Raw genomic sequence first — 17,639 nt, forward strand, 5'->3', positions numbered from 1 at the left:
GCTCCATCGTATGCCGATCGCTTATCTGATTATATCATATGTGCGTGGATGCTACAAATGAACTGTTGTACCAAGCCATAAAGTTACTAAAACCCTTAATATTTTACGTACGTTGTCCGTCCTTTTTGCGGTGGATGAGATTATTGCTTCGTATTCTTTCAAAAAGGGATCACTGAACTTGCTTTGCCGCATTTGCTGACGATGAGGGATAACTTCAAAATTGTACTAAATAAAAAACCGCCTCATCATTATTTATGAGACGGTCTCTTTGTTGTAGTAGCTAGTGTGATTTTTGGCCACTCTAACTAAAAACGAAATATTGTTTGCAAATGATACATTTAGAGATAAATTAATTTGCTTTTTGGGTTTTTTCCGGGGTAGAGCAGCTGCATCCGCAGCCCTTGGAACAGCCGGATTTACCTTTGAGTGATTTCTGGATATTCCTAACGACATACCATACGGCCACCAACACCAAAATTCCAACGATGAGATATTGTACTGTTAAATTATCCATGAGAGTTTATTTTTATATTATCATTTTTATCCGTGTTCTGATAAGCTTATTTTAATAGCTGATAAGCTACTAAAGCACTGAAATAAGCCAGTCCCGTCATAAAGCCTACCTGAATTAACGTCCATTTCCAGGAGCCAGTTTCTCTCTTTACCGCTGCTATGGTACTCATGCACTGCATCGCAAAAGCGTAGAAAAGCAGTAGTGATATTCCTGAAGCAAAATTATAGGCCGGTAAGCCTGTGTTGCGGTTGATCTCGTTCCGCATTTTACTGAGCACTGTCGTTTTGGTTGCTTCATCTTCAATATCAACTTCATCGCCAAGGCTGTATACTGTTGCCATGGTGCCGACAAACACTTCGCGTGCTGCAAAGGAGGATATCAGACCGATACCCATTTTCCAGTCATAACCCAGCGGCTCGACAACAGGTTCAATAGCCATGCCAAGATAGCCTAAGAAAGAATGCTCGAGGCGGTAGGACGATATTTCATGGTCGAGGTCCTCGTCGGAAAGATTCGGATTGTTTTGCTTGACATACTCTTCGGCTTTGCTGAATTTGTCATTTGGCCCGAAGCTGCCCAGTGCCCAGAGTATCACTGAGATGGCCAGGATAATCTTACCGGCGCCGAATACGAAACTGGAGGCTTTTTCCCATACGTTCAACGCTACGTTTTTCCAGTCGGGAGATTTATACGTCGGAAGTTCAAATATCAAAAAGGATTTGTGCTTTGATTTGATCACCTTTGTCAAAATGATTGCTGAAAGTAAAGCTGCAAAAATACCTAATAGGTACATGGCGAACAGGACCATTCCCTGCAGCTGGAATCCGGCAAATTTTGTGTCGGGGATGACCAGGCCGATCAATACGATATAGATCGGCAGGCGCGCCGAACAGGTCATGAAAGGTGTCACCAGGATAGTTACAAGCCTTTCCTTTGTGTTTTCGATATTGCGAGCCGACATCACTGCAGGTACGGCACAGGCTACACCGGATATCAGCGGGATGACGGATTTGCCATTCAGTCCAAAAGGCCTGAGCCAGCGATCCATCAGGAATACCACGCGGCTCATATAACCGGTCTCTTCCATAATGGAAATAAAAATATACAGAATGACGATCTGCGGTATAAAGATCACGATACCACCAATACCTTTGATAATACCGTTGCTCAGCAGGTCTGTGAGCGGACCGGCAGGAAGAGTGGTCTGTATATAGGCTGCCAAATCACCAAAGAGCCCATCGATAAAGTCCATTGCAGGGCCCGACCAGGTGTAGATGGCCTGAAAGATCAGGAATAGGATGCCAAAGAAGATCATATAGCCCAAAACGGGGTGCAACAAGATGCTGTCAATGCTGCTGGTCTTGTTCTTGTTTGCCGTGTCATCCTTCCTATAAATTTCGGACAGGCTGCTGTCCAGGGATTTGCTTCGTGAGATTGCTTCTTCCTTTTGCAGCTTCTGGGCCTGTAGCGCATATTTGTCGCGGATGCGCTGAATAGCATCATTCTTTTCTTTGGAGAGAAAAGAAACTTCGCCCTTGGCGAGATACTGCCAGGTATGGTATTCCGTGTCAAGCGGAAATAGTCGTTTTGTTTCTTCCAGTGCCTCATTGGCGGCTGCAGGCAGGCTAAAATTGCTGATATACATCGGTGGCACAGCGTCGAAATTCTTGATCAGCTGATCAATACCCTGCCCTGTGCGGGCATTGGTTTCATAAACCTTGGTGTTCAGCAGCTGTTCGAGCTTCGGGATATCGATGTGTATTCCTTTTTCTTTGGCTTCATCAATCATGTTGATTACGAAGATCGCCGGAAGGCCGAGTTCGCGCGCCTGCTGATAGAGGATAATAGACCGTTTCAGGTTGGTCGGTTCAGAGACAACAACAACTAGGTTGGGTCTAAAACTGTTGCCTTTGTTGACCAAGGTGTTGAAGACTACTTCTTCGTCCATAGAGCTCGGGAAGAGCGTATACGTACCCGGAAGGTCAATAATGCGGTATGTCTTGTTGTTGGCTTTGACTTGTCCTTCACGCTTTTCGACCGTGATGCCGGGATAATTCCCTACTTTCTGATTTAATTTTGTAATCCGGTTAAAAAGAGAGGTTTTACCCACATTTGGATTACCCAAAAGTGCAATAATCGGGTTATTCATTATTTCTGATCGATAAGGATGACTTTAGCTTCTGATCTGCGGATTGCAATCAAGGCGTTATTAGCAATAATATTTAAACATATGGGACCGTTCATTGGAGCGATATGTTTCACTTCAACTTCAGTACCGGGTATAAAACCCAGCTCGAAAAATTTAGCTGGAATATCGTGCGAATCAAAATCAATAATCACCGCTTTTTCCCCTTTTTTTAGCCTGTCTAAGCTATTTCTGTTACGCATCTGCCTGTTTTTTGATATGTTTCAAATATACAGCTTTTTCCGTCATTTAGAATGATTCTAATGTCATAGTTATGTATTTAGCGCAAAAAACAGCTATATTTACGACTAAAAATGATTAATTATCAACCAAAATGAAGATTGAGGACGAAATCAAGGCAAGTAAATTCAGCAATGAATGGCATCGTTGTACGGTCAATATTTTATATACGTACAACTGGATCAACAATGAACTGGAACAGCGGGCGGCAAAGGAGGGTATTACGCTGAAGCAGTTCAATGTCCTGCGTATTCTCCGGGGTCAATATCCTAAGCCAGCCACCAACAACCTCATCAAATCAAGAATGCTGAGCACCACGCCCGATATTTCACGTATGATTGACCGAATGGTCAGCAAGGGACTTGTCTCCCGCTGTCAGTCGGGTGGCGACAAGCGGGCTGTGGACTTGGTCATTACGGATAAAGGCCTGAAGATACTGGAGAATCTCGAAGAACCCATGTTGATGCAGGATATCCTTCCTGGCCGGATCACTGCTGCGGAAGCGTTGCAGCTCAGCGAACTGCTCGATAAGCTGAGAGGCTAGTTAATGCACATGATCATGATGTCCGTGCCCGTCATGACCATCGTGATCATGATGCTCCTGATGTTCCTGATGGTCATGTGCATGGTCGTGACCGCCAAAAGCAAAACTCGCCAGTGCAATAGCCACCCCGGCAATGACGGCAATCATCTTCTTTTTATTGAACTTATGATGATCGATGGAGCCCGATTCGAACAATATCGTAGTGGATATATGTAAAAATATACCGATTACCACAGCCATGATCTTGTCGAAATACTGTTGGATGTCGCCTACCTCGCCTGCACTGATAGCCTTGCTCAATAAAAAGCCGAAAGGTGTCATCGCAGCAAACAAGGCCAGCGTGATGATAATGGTATTTCTTTTGAGGTGAGTACTGATCAGGATGCTTCCCAGCGCAAAAGCTGCGGGGATATGGTGTACGGAAATGCCCAGTGCCAGCTCGGTCTGATGTGTTGCGGCCAAGGGCATTCCTTCGAGAAATGCATGTAGACATAGGCTGAACATGATCCCGATCGGAAAACTGTGGCTATGCTGATGGCCATGTTCATCGGCGGTATGGATATGGCCGTGTTCGATCCCCTGAGAGAACTGTTCGAGAAAAAGCTGAAACAAAAATCCGGCTAGTACATAGATACCCAATACCTCGGGTGAGGTCTTGTTGGATTGATAGACATGCGGGATCAGGTGCAATACTGTGATGGAGAACAAGTAGGCCCCACTAAAGGAAAGGATCAATTTCAAAAAATTGGTACCTTTTTTCTGTACGAAAAATACCGCTATCCCACTTGCAAATGCAGGTACGAATAAAATTAAAATCAATAAGATTGAATTCATTATGCTTGTTCAGTTTTAAAAAAGCTTGGTACAAAACGTTTGAACAGATAGCCTGTTGCCAGTCCGACCAGTATACCCAGGGCAGATCCACAGAGTATGTCAAACGGATAGTGCACGCCAACATAGATCTGGGACACGGAAATGAGGGCTGCCCACACGATACAGAGCCAAAGCACATGCTTCCATCTTCTGCGGAACAGAACGATCCAGAAGAATGCCAGCGAAAAATGATTGGCCGCATGTGAGGAAGTAAAGCTAAATCCCGAGCCGCAGCGTACGCGGATATTCACATTTTCTTTAAACTCCACATCATTGCAGGGCCTGATTCGTTTCACCGTCTTCTTGATCAGATGGGATGAAATACCGTCAGAAATGCCAAACGTAATTAACGTCATCGCCACAATTAGAATACCTGTTTTTCCATAAGTCTTAATGAAAAAAATGATCAGAAAGAGATACAGCGGAGCCCAGGTATATGGGTTGCGCAGGATAGGCAATAACCAGTCAAATACGGGATTGCTCAAGCCTTGATTAATGGCCAGAAAAATTTCCTGATCGATGTGTACTAATTGTTGAATCATAAATGCTGCTGATTACAATGAAATTCCCAAACTTTTAAAACTTGCTTTTCAAAAGTAAAAATAATTTCATTGCAAACGATTGTTTCTTTTAAAAACAACTTTGTTGCAACAAAGATACGGTAAATATTCAATATTTATCATTTTAATTCGATATTTTATTGTCATAATGCTAAATTTACACGTTAATCAATTCGAAGAAAATGACTTTAATTAAATCAATATCTGGGATACGGGGTACGATAGGTGGTCGTGCAGGAGAAGGACTGACTCCGATAGACATTGTTAAATTTACAGCTGCATATGGAAAGATCATCGTGCAGCAAAGCGGTATCAAGAAGATCGTGGTCGGCCGGGATGCACGTGTATCTGGCGAAATGGTCAGCAATCTGGTGATCGGCACATTGCAGAGCATCGGAGTTGATGTCATTGATCTGGGCCTGTCCACTACGCCTACAGTTGAAATTGCTGTGCCCATGGAGCAGGCGGCAGGGGGGATTATCCTAACGGCTTCGCATAATCCCGGCCAGTGGAATGCCCTCAAGCTTCTGAATGCGAAAGGTGAGTTTATATCAGATGCAGAAGGCAAAGAAGTGCTGGCGCTGGGCGAGTCGCTGGATTTTGATTTTTCAGCTGTTGAGCAACTTGGACAAGTGCATAAAGATTATTCGTATTTGCAAAAACACGTAGATGCCGTATTGGCACTGGAATACGTCGATAAAGAGGCGGTAAAAGCTGCTAATTTCAAAATAGCATTAGATGCGGTAAATAGTACGGGCGGCACGTTCATCCCCGCCTTGCTTGACGCTCTAGGTGTACAGACCGTTTATAAAATCCATTGCGAGCCCAATGGTCAGTTTCCGCATAACCCCGAACCTTTAAAGGAACATCTGACCGATTTATCGGCGGCGGTGCTGGAAAACAAAGCTGATCTGGGAATTGCCGTTGATCCGGATGTGGACAGATTGGTGTTTATGATGGAAGACGGTGAGCTCTTTGGCGAAGAGTACACGCTGGTGGCAGTAGCAGATTATCTGTTGCAGCATAAAAAAGGAAATACAGTGTCCAATTTATCTTCTACACGTGCACTGCGCGATGTAACAAGGGCGCACGGGGGCGAGTATTATGCTGCTGCTGTCGGAGAAGTAAATGTGGTTACCAAAATGAAAGAAGTGGATGCTGTCATCGGTGGTGAAGGCAACGGGGGAGTGATCTATCCTGCCTCACACTATGGCCGTGATGCGCTGGTGGGTGTGGCAATTTTCCTGACTCATCTGGCCAAATTGGGTAAGAAAGCCTCTGAATACAGGGCGTCTTTGCCACAATATTTCATGTCCAAGAATAAAATTACGTTGACTCCGGACCTGGATATTGACAACCTTCTTGCCAAAATGCAGGAGAAATACAAGCATGAGCAGCATAGCACCATTGACGGTCTGAAAATTGATTTTGAAGAGGAATGGGTGCATCTCCGTAAATCGAATACTGAACCGATTATCCGGATTTATTCTGAAGGACCGACTCCGGAAGCGGCTGAACAGATTGCACAGAAGATCATTGCTGAGATCGAAGCGATCATTAAATAAGGACAAAAAGCTGCTACATTGCAGCTTTTTGTTTTATGGAAGGTATTTTCACAAACGATAAATGGCGTAATAATTTATGATTAAAAAGATCGGGATAACGATTCATTGTTTTTTGAGTTTATTTCTTTTTGCACTTCCGCTTGCTGCGCAGCAGCCTGCCGATGAGGTCAATACGACGTTGGACGCCTGGCATAAAACAGCGGGGGAAGTCAAATTCGGACCATTTGTTCAGTCTCTGTCGGCTGACGCTGTTATTTTGGGGACCGACAGGCAGGACCGTTGGGATAAGGAGCATAGTGCGGCCTTTTCCAGCCAATACTTCGACCCCAAGCAGGCCTGGACCTATACCTACGAGCGTAGACATCTCTATTTTAACAAGGACAGTACCACTGCCTGGTTTGACGAAACGTTCAAGATAAATACCAAGTTTTTTCGCGGTACCGGTGTGCTGAGCAAAGCCGACAGTGCCTGGACAATCCGGCAGTACAACCTATCCATGCTGGCTCCTTATCAGGAGGTGAAAGCCGCTGTTGGCGGAAAGCTGGGGCAGCAGGTTCACAACAACCTGCTGCTGGTTATGGTGTTATTTTTCTTTATGGCGATGCTGTTTGTCCTGAGCCAGCGGCTGAAAATTTCCTATCCGATCTTGTTGGTCATTGGTGGCTTGGGAGTTTCTTTGATACCCGGAGCACCGGTCATCAGTATTGATCCTGACATTGTATTTTTGGTATTTTTGCCACCCTTACTGTTTGAGGCAGCTTGGTATACCAACTGGGACAATTTCCTGAAATGGCGTCGTTCGATTTTTATTATGGGTTTTGGGCTGGTGTTTTTCACTTCCCTGGCTATCGCTTATTTCTCGGTGAGTATTATCCCCGGCTTTACGCTAGCTTTGGGCTTTTTGCTTGGCGGCATTATTTCACCACCCGATGCGGTGGCCGCGAGCTCGGTACTGAAAGGTGTAAACATGCCTAAACGGGGTATCACCATATTGGAAGGGGAAAGCCTGGTCAATGATGCAGCTTCGCTGACGGTCTTTCGATTTGCTTCCATAGCTATTCTTACTGGCCAATTTGCCATGGGGACGGCGACAACACAGTTTTTGGTACTCTCGATTATGGGGGTGGTGGTCGGCCTGGTCATCGGTCATATCCTCTATTTCTTTTTGCGTTATGTAGCCAAGTCTTCAAGTATAACGACACCGATCACGCTTATTGCGCCCTATCTGATGTATATTGTCGCGGAGCATTTTGAATGGTCGGGCGTGCTGGCGGTCGTGAGCGGAGGGCTGTTTCTGTCATTCAGGGCCGGAGACTACCTGAACTATCATACTCGTATCCAGACTACAGAGGTCTGGGAGACCGTCGGTTTCCTGCTCAACGGCTTTGTATTTATTTTGATCGGACTCGAGCTTCCAGTTATCATTGACGGTCTGGGCGAATACTCGATGGAGGAAGCGATTGATTATGCACTGGCCATCTGCGTAATTGTTATTGTACTGCGTCTGGTGGCGGTTTACCTGTCTGCCTTTGTCCCACGGATGCTTTCGGGACGAGTTCGGCGGAGAGAAAAAAGCCCCGGCTGGAAACTGCCGCTAATCGTCGGCTGGGCAGGTATGCGGGGAGTAGTTTCGCTGGCATCTGCGCTGGCCATACCGTTGACGTTGTACGATGGAACAGCATTTCCGCACCGCAATCTGATCCTATTCATTACTTTTGTCGTCATTCTTGTGACGTTGGTATTTCAGGGACTTACCCTGCCGCTGCTGATCCGGCTGATCAAAATAGATGAAGTGGACGAGCAGGTGCCGGCGGAAGAGCAGATGGATGAAATCCGGGTCAAACTCGGGAAGGAGTCCATTGCTTACCTGGATAAGCATTATGCCAAGGAGATGATGGAATACGAAACCATTGCCCGGGTGAAAGAGCAGATCATTCGCAGTGTCAATGCATCCGAACGTGCCAAAGAAGAAGATACACGGGCACAGCTTTCGGCAGTTCGGGGATTATATATTAAAATTATGCTCGAACTGCTGGCATTACGTCGCGAAGGGCTGGCGAGGATGAAGTCGACCAAGGCTTACGATAGTGAGGTGATCAAGGAGCTCGAATATTCCCTGGATCTCGAAGAGTCGCGTCTCTCGCGGCGATAAAACGAAAAGCGGAGCCTGCCTATGGATGCAGCTTCGCTATTTTTCCCTTATCTCCCGCGAGGAAAACAGCTTTGCCTTTTTTAGCGCGTTGTACGACGTTATAACTTTCGTCCGATATAGGCTGCCATGACCGGCCGCTGTCCGCCGAGAGGTCTGTTCCCGAGGTACCCGTACAGATCAGCTGCTTTGCGGAGCTATAAATGACAGACGATTTGTAGCCCGAAGGAGGCTGCTGCGGGGCAGTCCAGCTTTTTCCACCGTCTGTGCTGAGGAAGCAGGCTTTCTCGTTTTTTTGGGCAGCAGTATAATCTCCGCCAACGACGATGCCTGTTTTGGGCGAACGGAATGCAATGGAGAATGGGCCGGTGCTGTTCTGGCCCTGCAGGATCGGGCAGGCGTAGCGTTGCCAGGTATCCCCCTGATCGAGGCTATGATAGATGTGTGAGACTGTCCCGCCTGTAGCGATCCAGAAATGTCCCTTTTCGTTGCAGAAGATGGAAGTGCCGCTCGCGGCGAAACCCGCTTCGCCGCGAGCGATGGCAAAGGTTAAATTGTCGGAAATATCTTCCCAGGTTTTGCCAAAATCGACAGTTCGCAATAAGGGCATCCTACCGTCGATGGCATCTCCAAAGGCGATGCCCAGTCCCTTTGTGGTGAATGCAAAGCCATCATAAAAAATTTCAGGCCGCGTATCTTTAAAAACTTCCTGCCATGTACGCCCACCATCGGCCGTACGTAATACCAGCGCCGGCGAACCCGCAGAGATAATCAAGGCCGTATTTTCATCAAAAGCTTCAATATCCCTGAAATCTATTTTTTCATAACCGATGGGATTGATCCATTGCCAATTCCTTCCGGCATCGGTGCTCAGGCCCACCGTGCCTTTGCTGCCGCTTACCCAGAGCGTTTGGTCGTCGACAACACTCAGTCCGCGGTAACTGCTGCTACGTTCCTGATTGAGCAGCTGTATGCTGTGTTTTTGGGCCAGCAGGCTGCTTGTCAGTGCCATTTGGATTCCTAAGAATAGCAGGAGTGTTTTCATGTCTTTCGTATTGAATGGTTCAGTAATCTGTTGGGTTTAAAGCTGCGGCAGGTATGGCGGGGTTATGACTGCTGATTTCTCGCAGTTGATTCCCTTTTGACCAAAATGGGATTCAGTACCACCTGCTCAATTGCTGCATAGGGGTCTTTTTGTTTCACCATCTTTAGGAAAAGCTTAGCACATTCTTCCCCCATTTTATTGGCCTGCTGATCGATGCTGGAGAGTGTAGGGGTGATGAAGGATGAAAACCTCTGGTTTGCAAATCCAATGACGCCCGTTGCCGGAATATTAATCTGCTGGGCTTTAAGTGCCTGCATGATACCAACGGCCGTAAAATCATCACCGCCGATAATTGCATCCGGTTTGATAGGCGACTGCAACAGTTGCCCGGTCCCCTTGATACCCGCTTCAATGGACAGATTACCGCGGACAATCAGACTTTCATGTCGTGGTATACCTGCGTCTTGCAGTGCCGCCTCAAATCCCCGGACCCGATCTTTAAAAATGGTGATCTCCTTATTGGTTGTTATAAAGCCGATATTGCGGTAGCCTTGGTCGATCAGATGTCTGGTCGCGAGATACCCGGCCTCGAAATCATCGAGTTTGACAACAGGGGCCTGGATATCCTGATGCGTACGGTCAAAGATAATCAGGCACTTACCCTGTCTGATGACTTCCTGAAAATGCGCTGTCTGCTGGGTCTCCAGCGAAAGAGACGCGATAATGCCATCCACTTGTGCTTCCAACAGGGTTTTGACACCGTTGACCTCGTCCGCATAAGACTCGTTTGACTGATAGAGCAGAAGGCTGTACCGATGTTTCTTGAGTTCTTTTTCGATACTGTGAACCGCCTCCGCAAAAAAATGGATCTGCATGGTAGGCACGATGACACCAATGGTATTGGACTTGCCTGAAGATAGAGAAGATGCAATTTTATTGACACTGTAATTCAGTTCTTTCGCTTTCTTCAATACCAGTTGTCTTGTCGCCTCACTAATGGTAGGTACATTATTCAGTGCACGGGAGACGGTAGAAACCGTAATGCCAAGCTCACGTGCGATGTCATATATGGTCGTTTTTTTATTCACGCTCCAAAATAAATAATTTTTATTTAATTTTTGGAAATTTCAGAAACATCTCCTACTTTTATGCAACCGGTTGCAATAACGTCGCCGTTTTTAAAATTTATAACCAGTTAAGAAATTACCATGTATTTGTTAGGTATAGACGTCGGTACATCTTCGGTCAAGGTCTCCATAGTAGAGGCATCATCCCAGCGCAAAGTCTGTTCGGTGCAATATCCTGAATCCGAAGCGCCGATTATTTCACTGCAGCCCAATTGGGCCGAGCAGGATCCCCAGGATTGGTGGGCCTATTTTAAGCAGGCGCTTTGGAAGGCGAATGCATCAGGATTGTATGACCCTAAAGCTATTACGGCTATTGGAATTGCTTACCAAATGCACGGACTTGTCGTTGTGGACAAGCAGCAGCGGCCCTTGCGTAATGCCATCATCTGGTGTGACAGTAGAGCTGTGGGATTGGGGAATGCCGCTTTTGCTGCTTTGGGAAAAACATTCAATCTCCAGCATCATCTGAATTCTCCGGGCAATTTTACCGCCTCCAAATTAGCTTGGGTCAAAGCCAACGAGCCAGCTATTTATGAACAGATTGATAAGATCATGCTGCCGGGCGACTTTATCGCGATGAAATTGTCGGGTAGCATCAGCAGTTCGATCTCCGGACTTTCGGAAGGGATATTTTGGGACTTTGAACAGAATAGCCTGTCCACTTCGCTGATGGACTATTATGGTTTCGATAAGCAGATTATTCCCGAAATCAGACCCGTATTTTCGGAGCATGGTACCATTAGCAAAGCTGTAGCGGCCGAACTGGGCCTTTCGGACTCAGTGACCATTAATTATAAAGCTGGCGACCAGCCCAATAATGCGCTGTCGCTGAATGTGCTGCAGCCCGGCGAAGTCGCGGCTACGGCCGGAACCTCCGGGGTGATATACGGTGTTAGCGATCAGCTGATTGCCGATCCCGAATCACGCGTCAATACCTTTGCGCACGTCAATTACAGTGCTGATGAGATCCGTACCGGTATGCTGCTTTGCATCAACGGGACCGGCATCATGAACAGCTGGGGCAAAAAACTGTTCGGGAAGGAGCTTTCCTATGACCAGATCAATGCACTGGCAGCCACATCGCCGGTCGGCAGCAAAGGGGTACAGGTCATACCTTTTGGTAACGGCGCCGAACGCATGCTGCATAACCAGCTGGTCGGAGCGTCGATCGCTTCCATAGATCTCAACAGACATGACACAAGCGACATCTTGCGTGCCATACAGGAAGGAATTGCCTTTGCCTTCCGCTACGGTCTGGATATTATGCGCGAAAACGGCTTTTATCCTGAGGTGATTCGCGCCGGAAATACAAACCTTTTTCTGAGTGAAGTATTCCGGAAGTCATTTGTGGGCGCCACTGGCGTGCCGGTCGAAATCTTTGATCACGATGGCAGCGTCGGCGCTGCTCTAGGTGCAGGGATAGGAAGCGGCTATTACAGCGATGCAAAAGATGCCTTTCATTCACTAAAACCGGTGTACATTGTTGAACCACAGCAGGTCGATGTCTATGAAACGTATTATCAGCAATGGAAAGAATTATTGAACACAAAAATCAATTTAAAATAAGATGAATATAATTAAAGGACAAAAAGAATTTTTCAAGGGAATTGAACAGATTCAGTTCGAAGGCAAAGACAGCAAGAATCCGCTGGCCTTTCGGTATTATAATCCCAAGCAGATCGTTGCGGGCAAAACCATGGAAGAGTATTTTAAGTTTGCCTGTTCTTATTGGCATTCCTTCAATGGAGACGGTTCGGATCCATTTGGTGGCCGTACGCATGTGTTCCCTTGGGATGCGAGCAGCGACGTGCTGACACGGGCCAAAGATAAAATGGATGCAGCATTTGAATTCATCACTAAGATGAATATACCTTACTATTGTTTTCATGATGTGGATCTGATCGATTATACAGACGATGTCTTAGAGAACGAAAAAAGACTGGCGGCTATAGTGGATTATGCGAAAGAAAAGCAGCAGGCCAGCGGGGTGAAACTCCTCTGGGGAACTGCCAATCTGTTTAGTCACCGCCGTTACATGAACGGTGCAGCAACCAATCCGGACTTTCAGGTACTGACCCATGGTGCTGCACAGGTGAAAGCGGCCCTGGACGCGACCATTGCTCTTGGTGGAGAGAACTACGTGTTTTGGGGTGGAAGGGAAGGTTATATGAGCCTGCTCAATACCAATATGAAGCGCGAACAGGAACACCTTGCCAAATTCTTACACCTTGCTAAAGATTATGCTCGTAAAAATGGATTTAAAGGCACCTTCTTCATTGAGCCAAAACCTTGTGAGCCGACCAAGCATCAATATGACTACGACGCTGCTACGGTGTTAGGCTTCCTACGCCAATACGATCTACTGGAAGATTTCAAACTGAATCTGGAAGTGAACCACGCGACATTGGCGGGCCATACCTTCCAGCACGAACTGCAGGTGGCTGTCGATGCCGGAAAATTGGGTTCTATCGATGCTAACCGTGGCGATTACCAAAACGGCTGGGACACAGACCAGTTTCCAAACGATATCAATGAACTGACAGAGTCGATGTTGATTATCCTAGAAGGTGGTGGCTTCCAGGGTGGTGGTGTCAACTTTGATGCAAAGATTCGTCGTAACTCAACCGATCCTCAAGATCTATTTTATGCGCATATTGGTGGTATGGATATCTTCGCACGTGCGCTGCTGACTGCTGAGCGTATCCTGGAAGACTCCGAATACCGTAAAATCCGGGCCGAACGCTACGCTTCCTTTGATCAGGGATCTGGTGCCTCATTTGAATCTGGTGCACTGACTCTGGAGCAATTGAGAGACCTGGCAGTGGAACTCGGTGAGCCGCAGCCGGTCAGCGGTAAGCAGGAGTATTTAGAAAATTTGATCAATAGATATATATAGTTATTCAAAATATTTCTATATTAGGCGATCAAATTAAACCAATTACCAGTACATGAATAATTATTTAAGCACAAAAGATTACATCGTTTTCCTGATATACTTCATTATTGTTGCAGGTTATGGATTATGGGTGTATTACCGTAAAAAGTCGGAATCGGTCGGTTCCAAAGACTATTTTCTGGCCGAGGGTTCCTTGACTTGGTGGGCGATCGGCGCTTCTTTGATCGCATCCAATATTTCGGCCGAGCAGTTTATCGGCATGAGCGGATCAGGTTTTAAAATGGGGTTAGCCATTGCGACTTATGAATGGATGGCTGCTATTACCCTGATCGTGGTTGCAGTCTTCTTTATTCCGGTCTATCTGAAGAATAAAATCTTTACGATGCCCCAGTTCCTGCACAAACGGTATAACGGTACTGTAGCCATGATTATGGCCGTCTTTTGGCTGCTGCTTTATGTGGTGGTCAATCTGACTTCCATTCTCTATCTTGGAGCAATTGCTGTCAGCAGTATCTCAGGCATCAGTCTCGACGCCTGTATGTACGCGATTGCCATCTTTGCAGTGGTCATTACACTGGGCGGAATGAAAGTAATCGGTTATACGGATATTATTCAGGTGTTTTTCCTGGTATTGGGCGGTCTCGCAACGACCTATCTCGCGCTGAACCTGGTATCTGAGCATTATGGTGGATCAGGGATATTACAGGGTTATCATTTGATGACAGAAAAAGCCTCGGATCATTTCCATATGATTCTGGATCGCAAAAACGAGAATTACCTGGATCTTCCGGGATTAACCGTGCTGATCGGTGGAATGTGGATTGTGAACCTCAACTACTGGGGCTGTAATCAATATATTACACAACGGGCACTGGGAGCTGATCTAAAGACTGCCCGCAACGGGATTCTGTTTGCTGCATTCTTAAAGCTGCTGATGCCTATTATTGTGGTACTTCCGGGTATTGCGGCCTATGTAATGTGGAAAGATGGCTTGTTCCAGAATGAGATGATGCAGCATGGTGAGGTCAATCCGGACCATGCTTATCCAGTATTGCTGAACCTGTTGCCGGCAGGTCTTAAAGGACTTTCCTTTGCGGCACTGACGGCTGCGGTGGTGGCTTCGCTCGCCGGTAAAGCCAATAGTATTGCTACGATCTTTTCCCTTGACATCTATAAAAAGGTATTCAATACGGAGGCTTCCGACAAGAAGCTCGTCAATATCGGTAAGCTTACGGTCGTCGTGGCCATGATTTTGGCGGTGATTATTGCTCCACATTTAGGTATCGACAAAAAAGGTGGATTTCAATATATTCAGGAGTATACTGGATTTGTTTCACCGGGTATATTTGCGATGTTTATCCTGGGCTTCTTCTGGAAGAAAACAACCTCCAATGCAGCTCTCTTTGCAACGATCGGCGGATTTATCCTGTCGATCATCTTCAAAAAGCTGCCGGACTGGGCCGATCTTTCCTTCCTGGCGTCTACAGGGTTTTCGGTGCCAAATCCGGCTACCGGGATCTATGAGATTCCATTTTTGGACCGTATGGGCTTCGTCTTTGCCATCTGTATCGTCGGTATGATCATTATCAGTCTGCTGGACAACAAGCGTGGTGTTGTGCCTGAAGGTTTGGAAGTCGATACAACGATGTTTAAGCCACATAAAGCATTTTTAATCGGTACATTAATCGTCGCTCTGCTGGTGACAGCGCTGTACTCCATTTACTGGTAATCCGATTCTTTTATCAAATGTATAATGAGCTCCGTTCCGCAAGGGTCGGAGCTCTTTTTTTGTATCCTGCCTTGGTTTCTGTTCATGTTGCTTTGAAAAAGCAGAGCTGTGAAAAATGAAAAAATTCTTATCTTGTTCTGGTAGATACATTCAGGGTATACCGGTGCCGGACGCTGGACCTGTGATTAACGTAAGATTGACGATGAAAAGACAACAGTCGTTTGTATTAGCCGCCCTAATCGGGCTGGCAGCTGTATCTGTTCCGGGACTGAGCCGGGCACAGCGTACTCAAAAGCCCCCTTTGCATGGCAGACATTGGATGGCAATCACGGGCAAGCCGTTGGCTGCGACCGCCGGGGCGCAGCTATTTCAGCAAGGCGGCAATGCAGTGGATGCCGCTTGTGCGATGCTGGCGGCAACCTGCACCATGTGGGATGTATTGAGCTGGGGTGGCGAGACCCAGGCGTTGATCTATCATCCTAAGCTAAAGAAAGTCATTGCAATCAATGCCCTGGGAGTTGCGCCCAGCGGCGCTACAGTAGACTTCTTTCGATCCAAAGGTTACGAATTTCCCCCCGAATATGGACCCCTTGCTGCGGTGACGCCGGGGACTCCCGGCGGATTGTGTCATATGCTCGCCCATTACGGCACCAAGAGCCTGGCCGAAGTGCTGGCCCCAGCGATGCAAATGGCGGCAGGCTATCCCATTGATGCACAGACGGCCAATAGTATGGAGCGTGGAAAAGCGCGGATCAAGCAATGGCCTTACAGCAGGAAGGTGTTTTTGGTGCATGCAGGACAGGAGCGTGAGGCGCCCGAAGCAGGAGAGATCTTTGTGCAGCAAGATCTGCTTGAGACCCTGACAAAGCTGGTGGAGGCAGAGAAACAGGCACTCGCAGCTGGGAAAGACCGAAAAGCGGCCATCATGGCTGCCTATGACCGGTTTTACAGGGGGGACATCGCCGATGAATTTGTTCGCGGAAGCACGGAACAGGGAGGGCTGATCACCAAGGAAGATTTAGCGAACTGGAAACCTTTAGAAGAAGAGCCGCTGCATGTCAATTATAAGGGGATCGATGTCTATAAATTGCAGGAATGGACTCAGGGGCCGGCGTTGCTCCAAAGCCTGCAGTTGCTCAAAAATTTTGATCTGAAGGCTATGGGGTATAATTCAGCGGCATATATCCATACCTTATACCAGGTGATGAACCTGGCCTTTGCCGACCGGGACTTCTATTATGGTGATCCGTATTTCCAGCCCCGCACACCGATCCGTGGTCTGCTGAGCGAGTCTTATGCGAAGTCCAGGGCCGCCTTGATCGATCCCCGGCGCAATAGTCCCCAGGTGCTGCCAGGTGACCCCTATCCGTATGAGGGCCGCAAGAACCCCTACACGGCTTTATTGCAGCAGCGAAGTGAACGTTATGCTCCGAAAACGGAGCTGAATAAGGATTTTGTCCCGAAACACGACGCGAGCGTCCTATCACCTGCATCTGCAGCACAGACCGCCATCTGGGCTTCATCTGCGAGCGATAGTGTGTATATGGACCGCCTCATGCGCGGCACGACGAGCGTGGAAGCTGCTGATGCCGAGGGCTGGGTCGTATCCATCACACCCAGTGGAGGCTGGCTGCCGGCCTGCATCGCCGGCAATACAGGTGTGGGCATGAGCCAGCGCCTGCAGAGCTTTGTGCTCGATTCGCTGATCAACCCCTTCAATGTCGTCATGCCGGGCAAGCGACCGAGAGTGACACTGACACCGTCCCTGGCGCTAAAGGATGGCGAACCATTTCTGTCCTTTGCCGTGCAGGGGGGCGATACCCAGGATCAAAACCTCCTGCAGTTCTTTTTAAATATGGTTGAATTCGGGATGACTGCCCAAGAGGCCAGCGAGGCAGCCAATATCAACAGCAACCAGTTGTGGCTGTCCCTGGGCGGAACAAAACTCGATGACCGAAAGCCCCGTTCTGGCAGTTTGCTTCTGGACAAAGGTACAGCCAAAGAAGTGATTGAGCAGCTCCAAAGCATGGGCTATAGCATACAGCTTGGCGAACGGACCAGCGGCCCGATCAATGCGATTTACTTTGACCGCAAACACGGTACATTCTGGGGCGGCAGCAGCAACAATGGTGAGGATTATGGCATTGGCTGGTAAATATGCTTTCATTGGAAGTTGACATCTCCATTTTGTTATCTTCTGCGGATTTGGTAT

At 47.3% G+C, this 17,639-nt stretch carries 14 protein-coding genes; 7 read left to right on the forward strand and 7 right to left on the reverse strand.

From position 1 onward, the window contains the following. Positions 1 to 349: 349 nt before the first annotated feature. From K7A41_RS20290 to K7A41_RS20300, 3 genes are read right to left on the reverse strand one after another with little or no spacing between them, the layout of a single operon-like run. Positions 350 to 514, reverse strand: a complete 165-nt coding sequence (locus K7A41_RS20290) for a FeoB-associated Cys-rich membrane protein (protein ID WP_081817871.1) — start codon at positions 512 to 514, stop codon at positions 350 to 352. 46 nt (positions 515 to 560) lie between these two features. Next, positions 561 to 2,663, reverse strand: coding sequence for a ferrous iron transport protein B (gene feoB, locus K7A41_RS20295; protein ID WP_265715216.1), 2,103 nt, complete (start codon positions 2,661 to 2,663; stop codon positions 561 to 563). Further along, positions 2,663 to 2,902 (reverse strand): FeoA family protein, encoded by a 240-nt coding sequence (locus K7A41_RS20300; protein WP_028070026.1) that lies wholly within the window; start codon positions 2,900 to 2,902, stop codon positions 2,663 to 2,665. Before K7A41_RS20300 ends, feoB begins: the two co-directional genes overlap by 1 nt. 131 nt (positions 2,903 to 3,033) lie before the next feature. Between K7A41_RS20300 and K7A41_RS20305 the strand changes: the two genes are divergently transcribed. Further along, the gene (locus K7A41_RS20305; protein ID WP_028070027.1) at positions 3,034 to 3,483 is read left to right on the forward strand and encodes a MarR family winged helix-turn-helix transcriptional regulator; all 450 of its coding nucleotides are present in this window, start codon (positions 3,034 to 3,036) and stop codon (positions 3,481 to 3,483) included. On the opposite strand, the gene K7A41_RS20310 is transcribed toward K7A41_RS20305, so the two are convergent. Then, positions 3,484 to 4,317 (reverse strand): ZIP family metal transporter, encoded by an 834-nt coding sequence (locus K7A41_RS20310; RefSeq protein WP_265715217.1) that lies wholly within the window; start codon positions 4,315 to 4,317, stop codon positions 3,484 to 3,486. It abuts the gene before it with no gap. After that, on the reverse strand, positions 4,317 to 4,898 hold the full coding sequence (locus K7A41_RS20315) for a phosphatase PAP2 family protein (protein ID WP_028070029.1): 582 nt from the start codon (positions 4,896 to 4,898) through the stop codon (positions 4,317 to 4,319). Before K7A41_RS20315 ends, K7A41_RS20310 begins: the two co-directional genes overlap by 1 nt. A 200-nt stretch (positions 4,899 to 5,098) precedes the next feature. Between K7A41_RS20315 and glmM the strand changes: the two genes are divergently transcribed. Further along, positions 5,099 to 6,481 carry a phosphoglucosamine mutase gene (gene glmM, locus K7A41_RS20320; protein ID WP_265715218.1) on the forward strand — a complete coding sequence of 461 codons (1,383 nt, stop codon included), beginning with the start codon at positions 5,099 to 5,101 and terminating at the stop codon, positions 6,479 to 6,481. A 76-nt stretch (positions 6,482 to 6,557) separates the two neighbouring features. Continuing rightward, entirely contained in the window at positions 6,558 to 8,633 is a 2,076-nt protein-coding gene (locus K7A41_RS20325) for a Na+/H+ antiporter (protein ID WP_081817872.1), read from the forward strand. Between the two features lie 19 nt (positions 8,634 to 8,652). Here the strand turns inward: K7A41_RS20325 and K7A41_RS20330 are convergent, their stop codons facing one another. Beyond that, the gene (locus K7A41_RS20330) at positions 8,653 to 9,675 is read right to left on the reverse strand and encodes a WD40/YVTN/BNR-like repeat-containing protein (protein ID WP_265715220.1); all 1,023 of its coding nucleotides are present in this window, start codon (positions 9,673 to 9,675) and stop codon (positions 8,653 to 8,655) included. A gap of 62 nt (positions 9,676 to 9,737) precedes the next feature. Continuing rightward, positions 9,738 to 10,763: a LacI family DNA-binding transcriptional regulator gene (locus K7A41_RS20335; RefSeq protein ID WP_028070033.1), complete on the reverse strand. Its 1,026-nt coding sequence runs from the start codon at positions 10,761 to 10,763 to the stop codon at positions 9,738 to 9,740. 120 nt (positions 10,764 to 10,883) lie between these two features. Between K7A41_RS20335 and K7A41_RS20340 the strand changes: the two genes are divergently transcribed. The 4 genes from K7A41_RS20340 to K7A41_RS20355 all read left to right on the forward strand — a co-directional run bounded on the left by K7A41_RS20340 (position 10,884) and on the right by K7A41_RS20355 (position 17,582). Next, on the forward strand, positions 10,884 to 12,368 hold the full coding sequence (locus K7A41_RS20340) for a xylulokinase (protein ID WP_265715221.1): 1,485 nt from the start codon (positions 10,884 to 10,886) through the stop codon (positions 12,366 to 12,368). 1 nt (position 12,369) lies between these two features. Then, a complete protein-coding gene (gene xylA / locus K7A41_RS20345; RefSeq protein WP_265715222.1) occupies positions 12,370 to 13,698 on the forward strand; it encodes a xylose isomerase in 1,329 nt (442 codons plus the stop codon). A gap of 52 nt (positions 13,699 to 13,750) precedes the next feature. Next, positions 13,751 to 15,427 carry a sodium/sugar symporter gene (locus tag K7A41_RS20350; protein ID WP_265715223.1) on the forward strand — a complete coding sequence of 559 codons (1,677 nt, stop codon included), beginning with the start codon at positions 13,751 to 13,753 and terminating at the stop codon, positions 15,425 to 15,427. A gap of 202 nt (positions 15,428 to 15,629) precedes the next feature. Beyond that, the gene (locus tag K7A41_RS20355) at positions 15,630 to 17,582 is read left to right on the forward strand and encodes a gamma-glutamyltransferase family protein (protein WP_265715225.1); all 1,953 of its coding nucleotides are present in this window, start codon (positions 15,630 to 15,632) and stop codon (positions 17,580 to 17,582) included. The last annotated feature ends 57 nt before the right edge of the window (positions 17,583 to 17,639 follow it).

Source organism: Sphingobacterium sp. InxBP1 (assembly GCF_026191775.1).
Classification (GTDB): domain Bacteria; phylum Bacteroidota; class Bacteroidia; order Sphingobacteriales; family Sphingobacteriaceae; genus Sphingobacterium; species Sphingobacterium thalpophilum.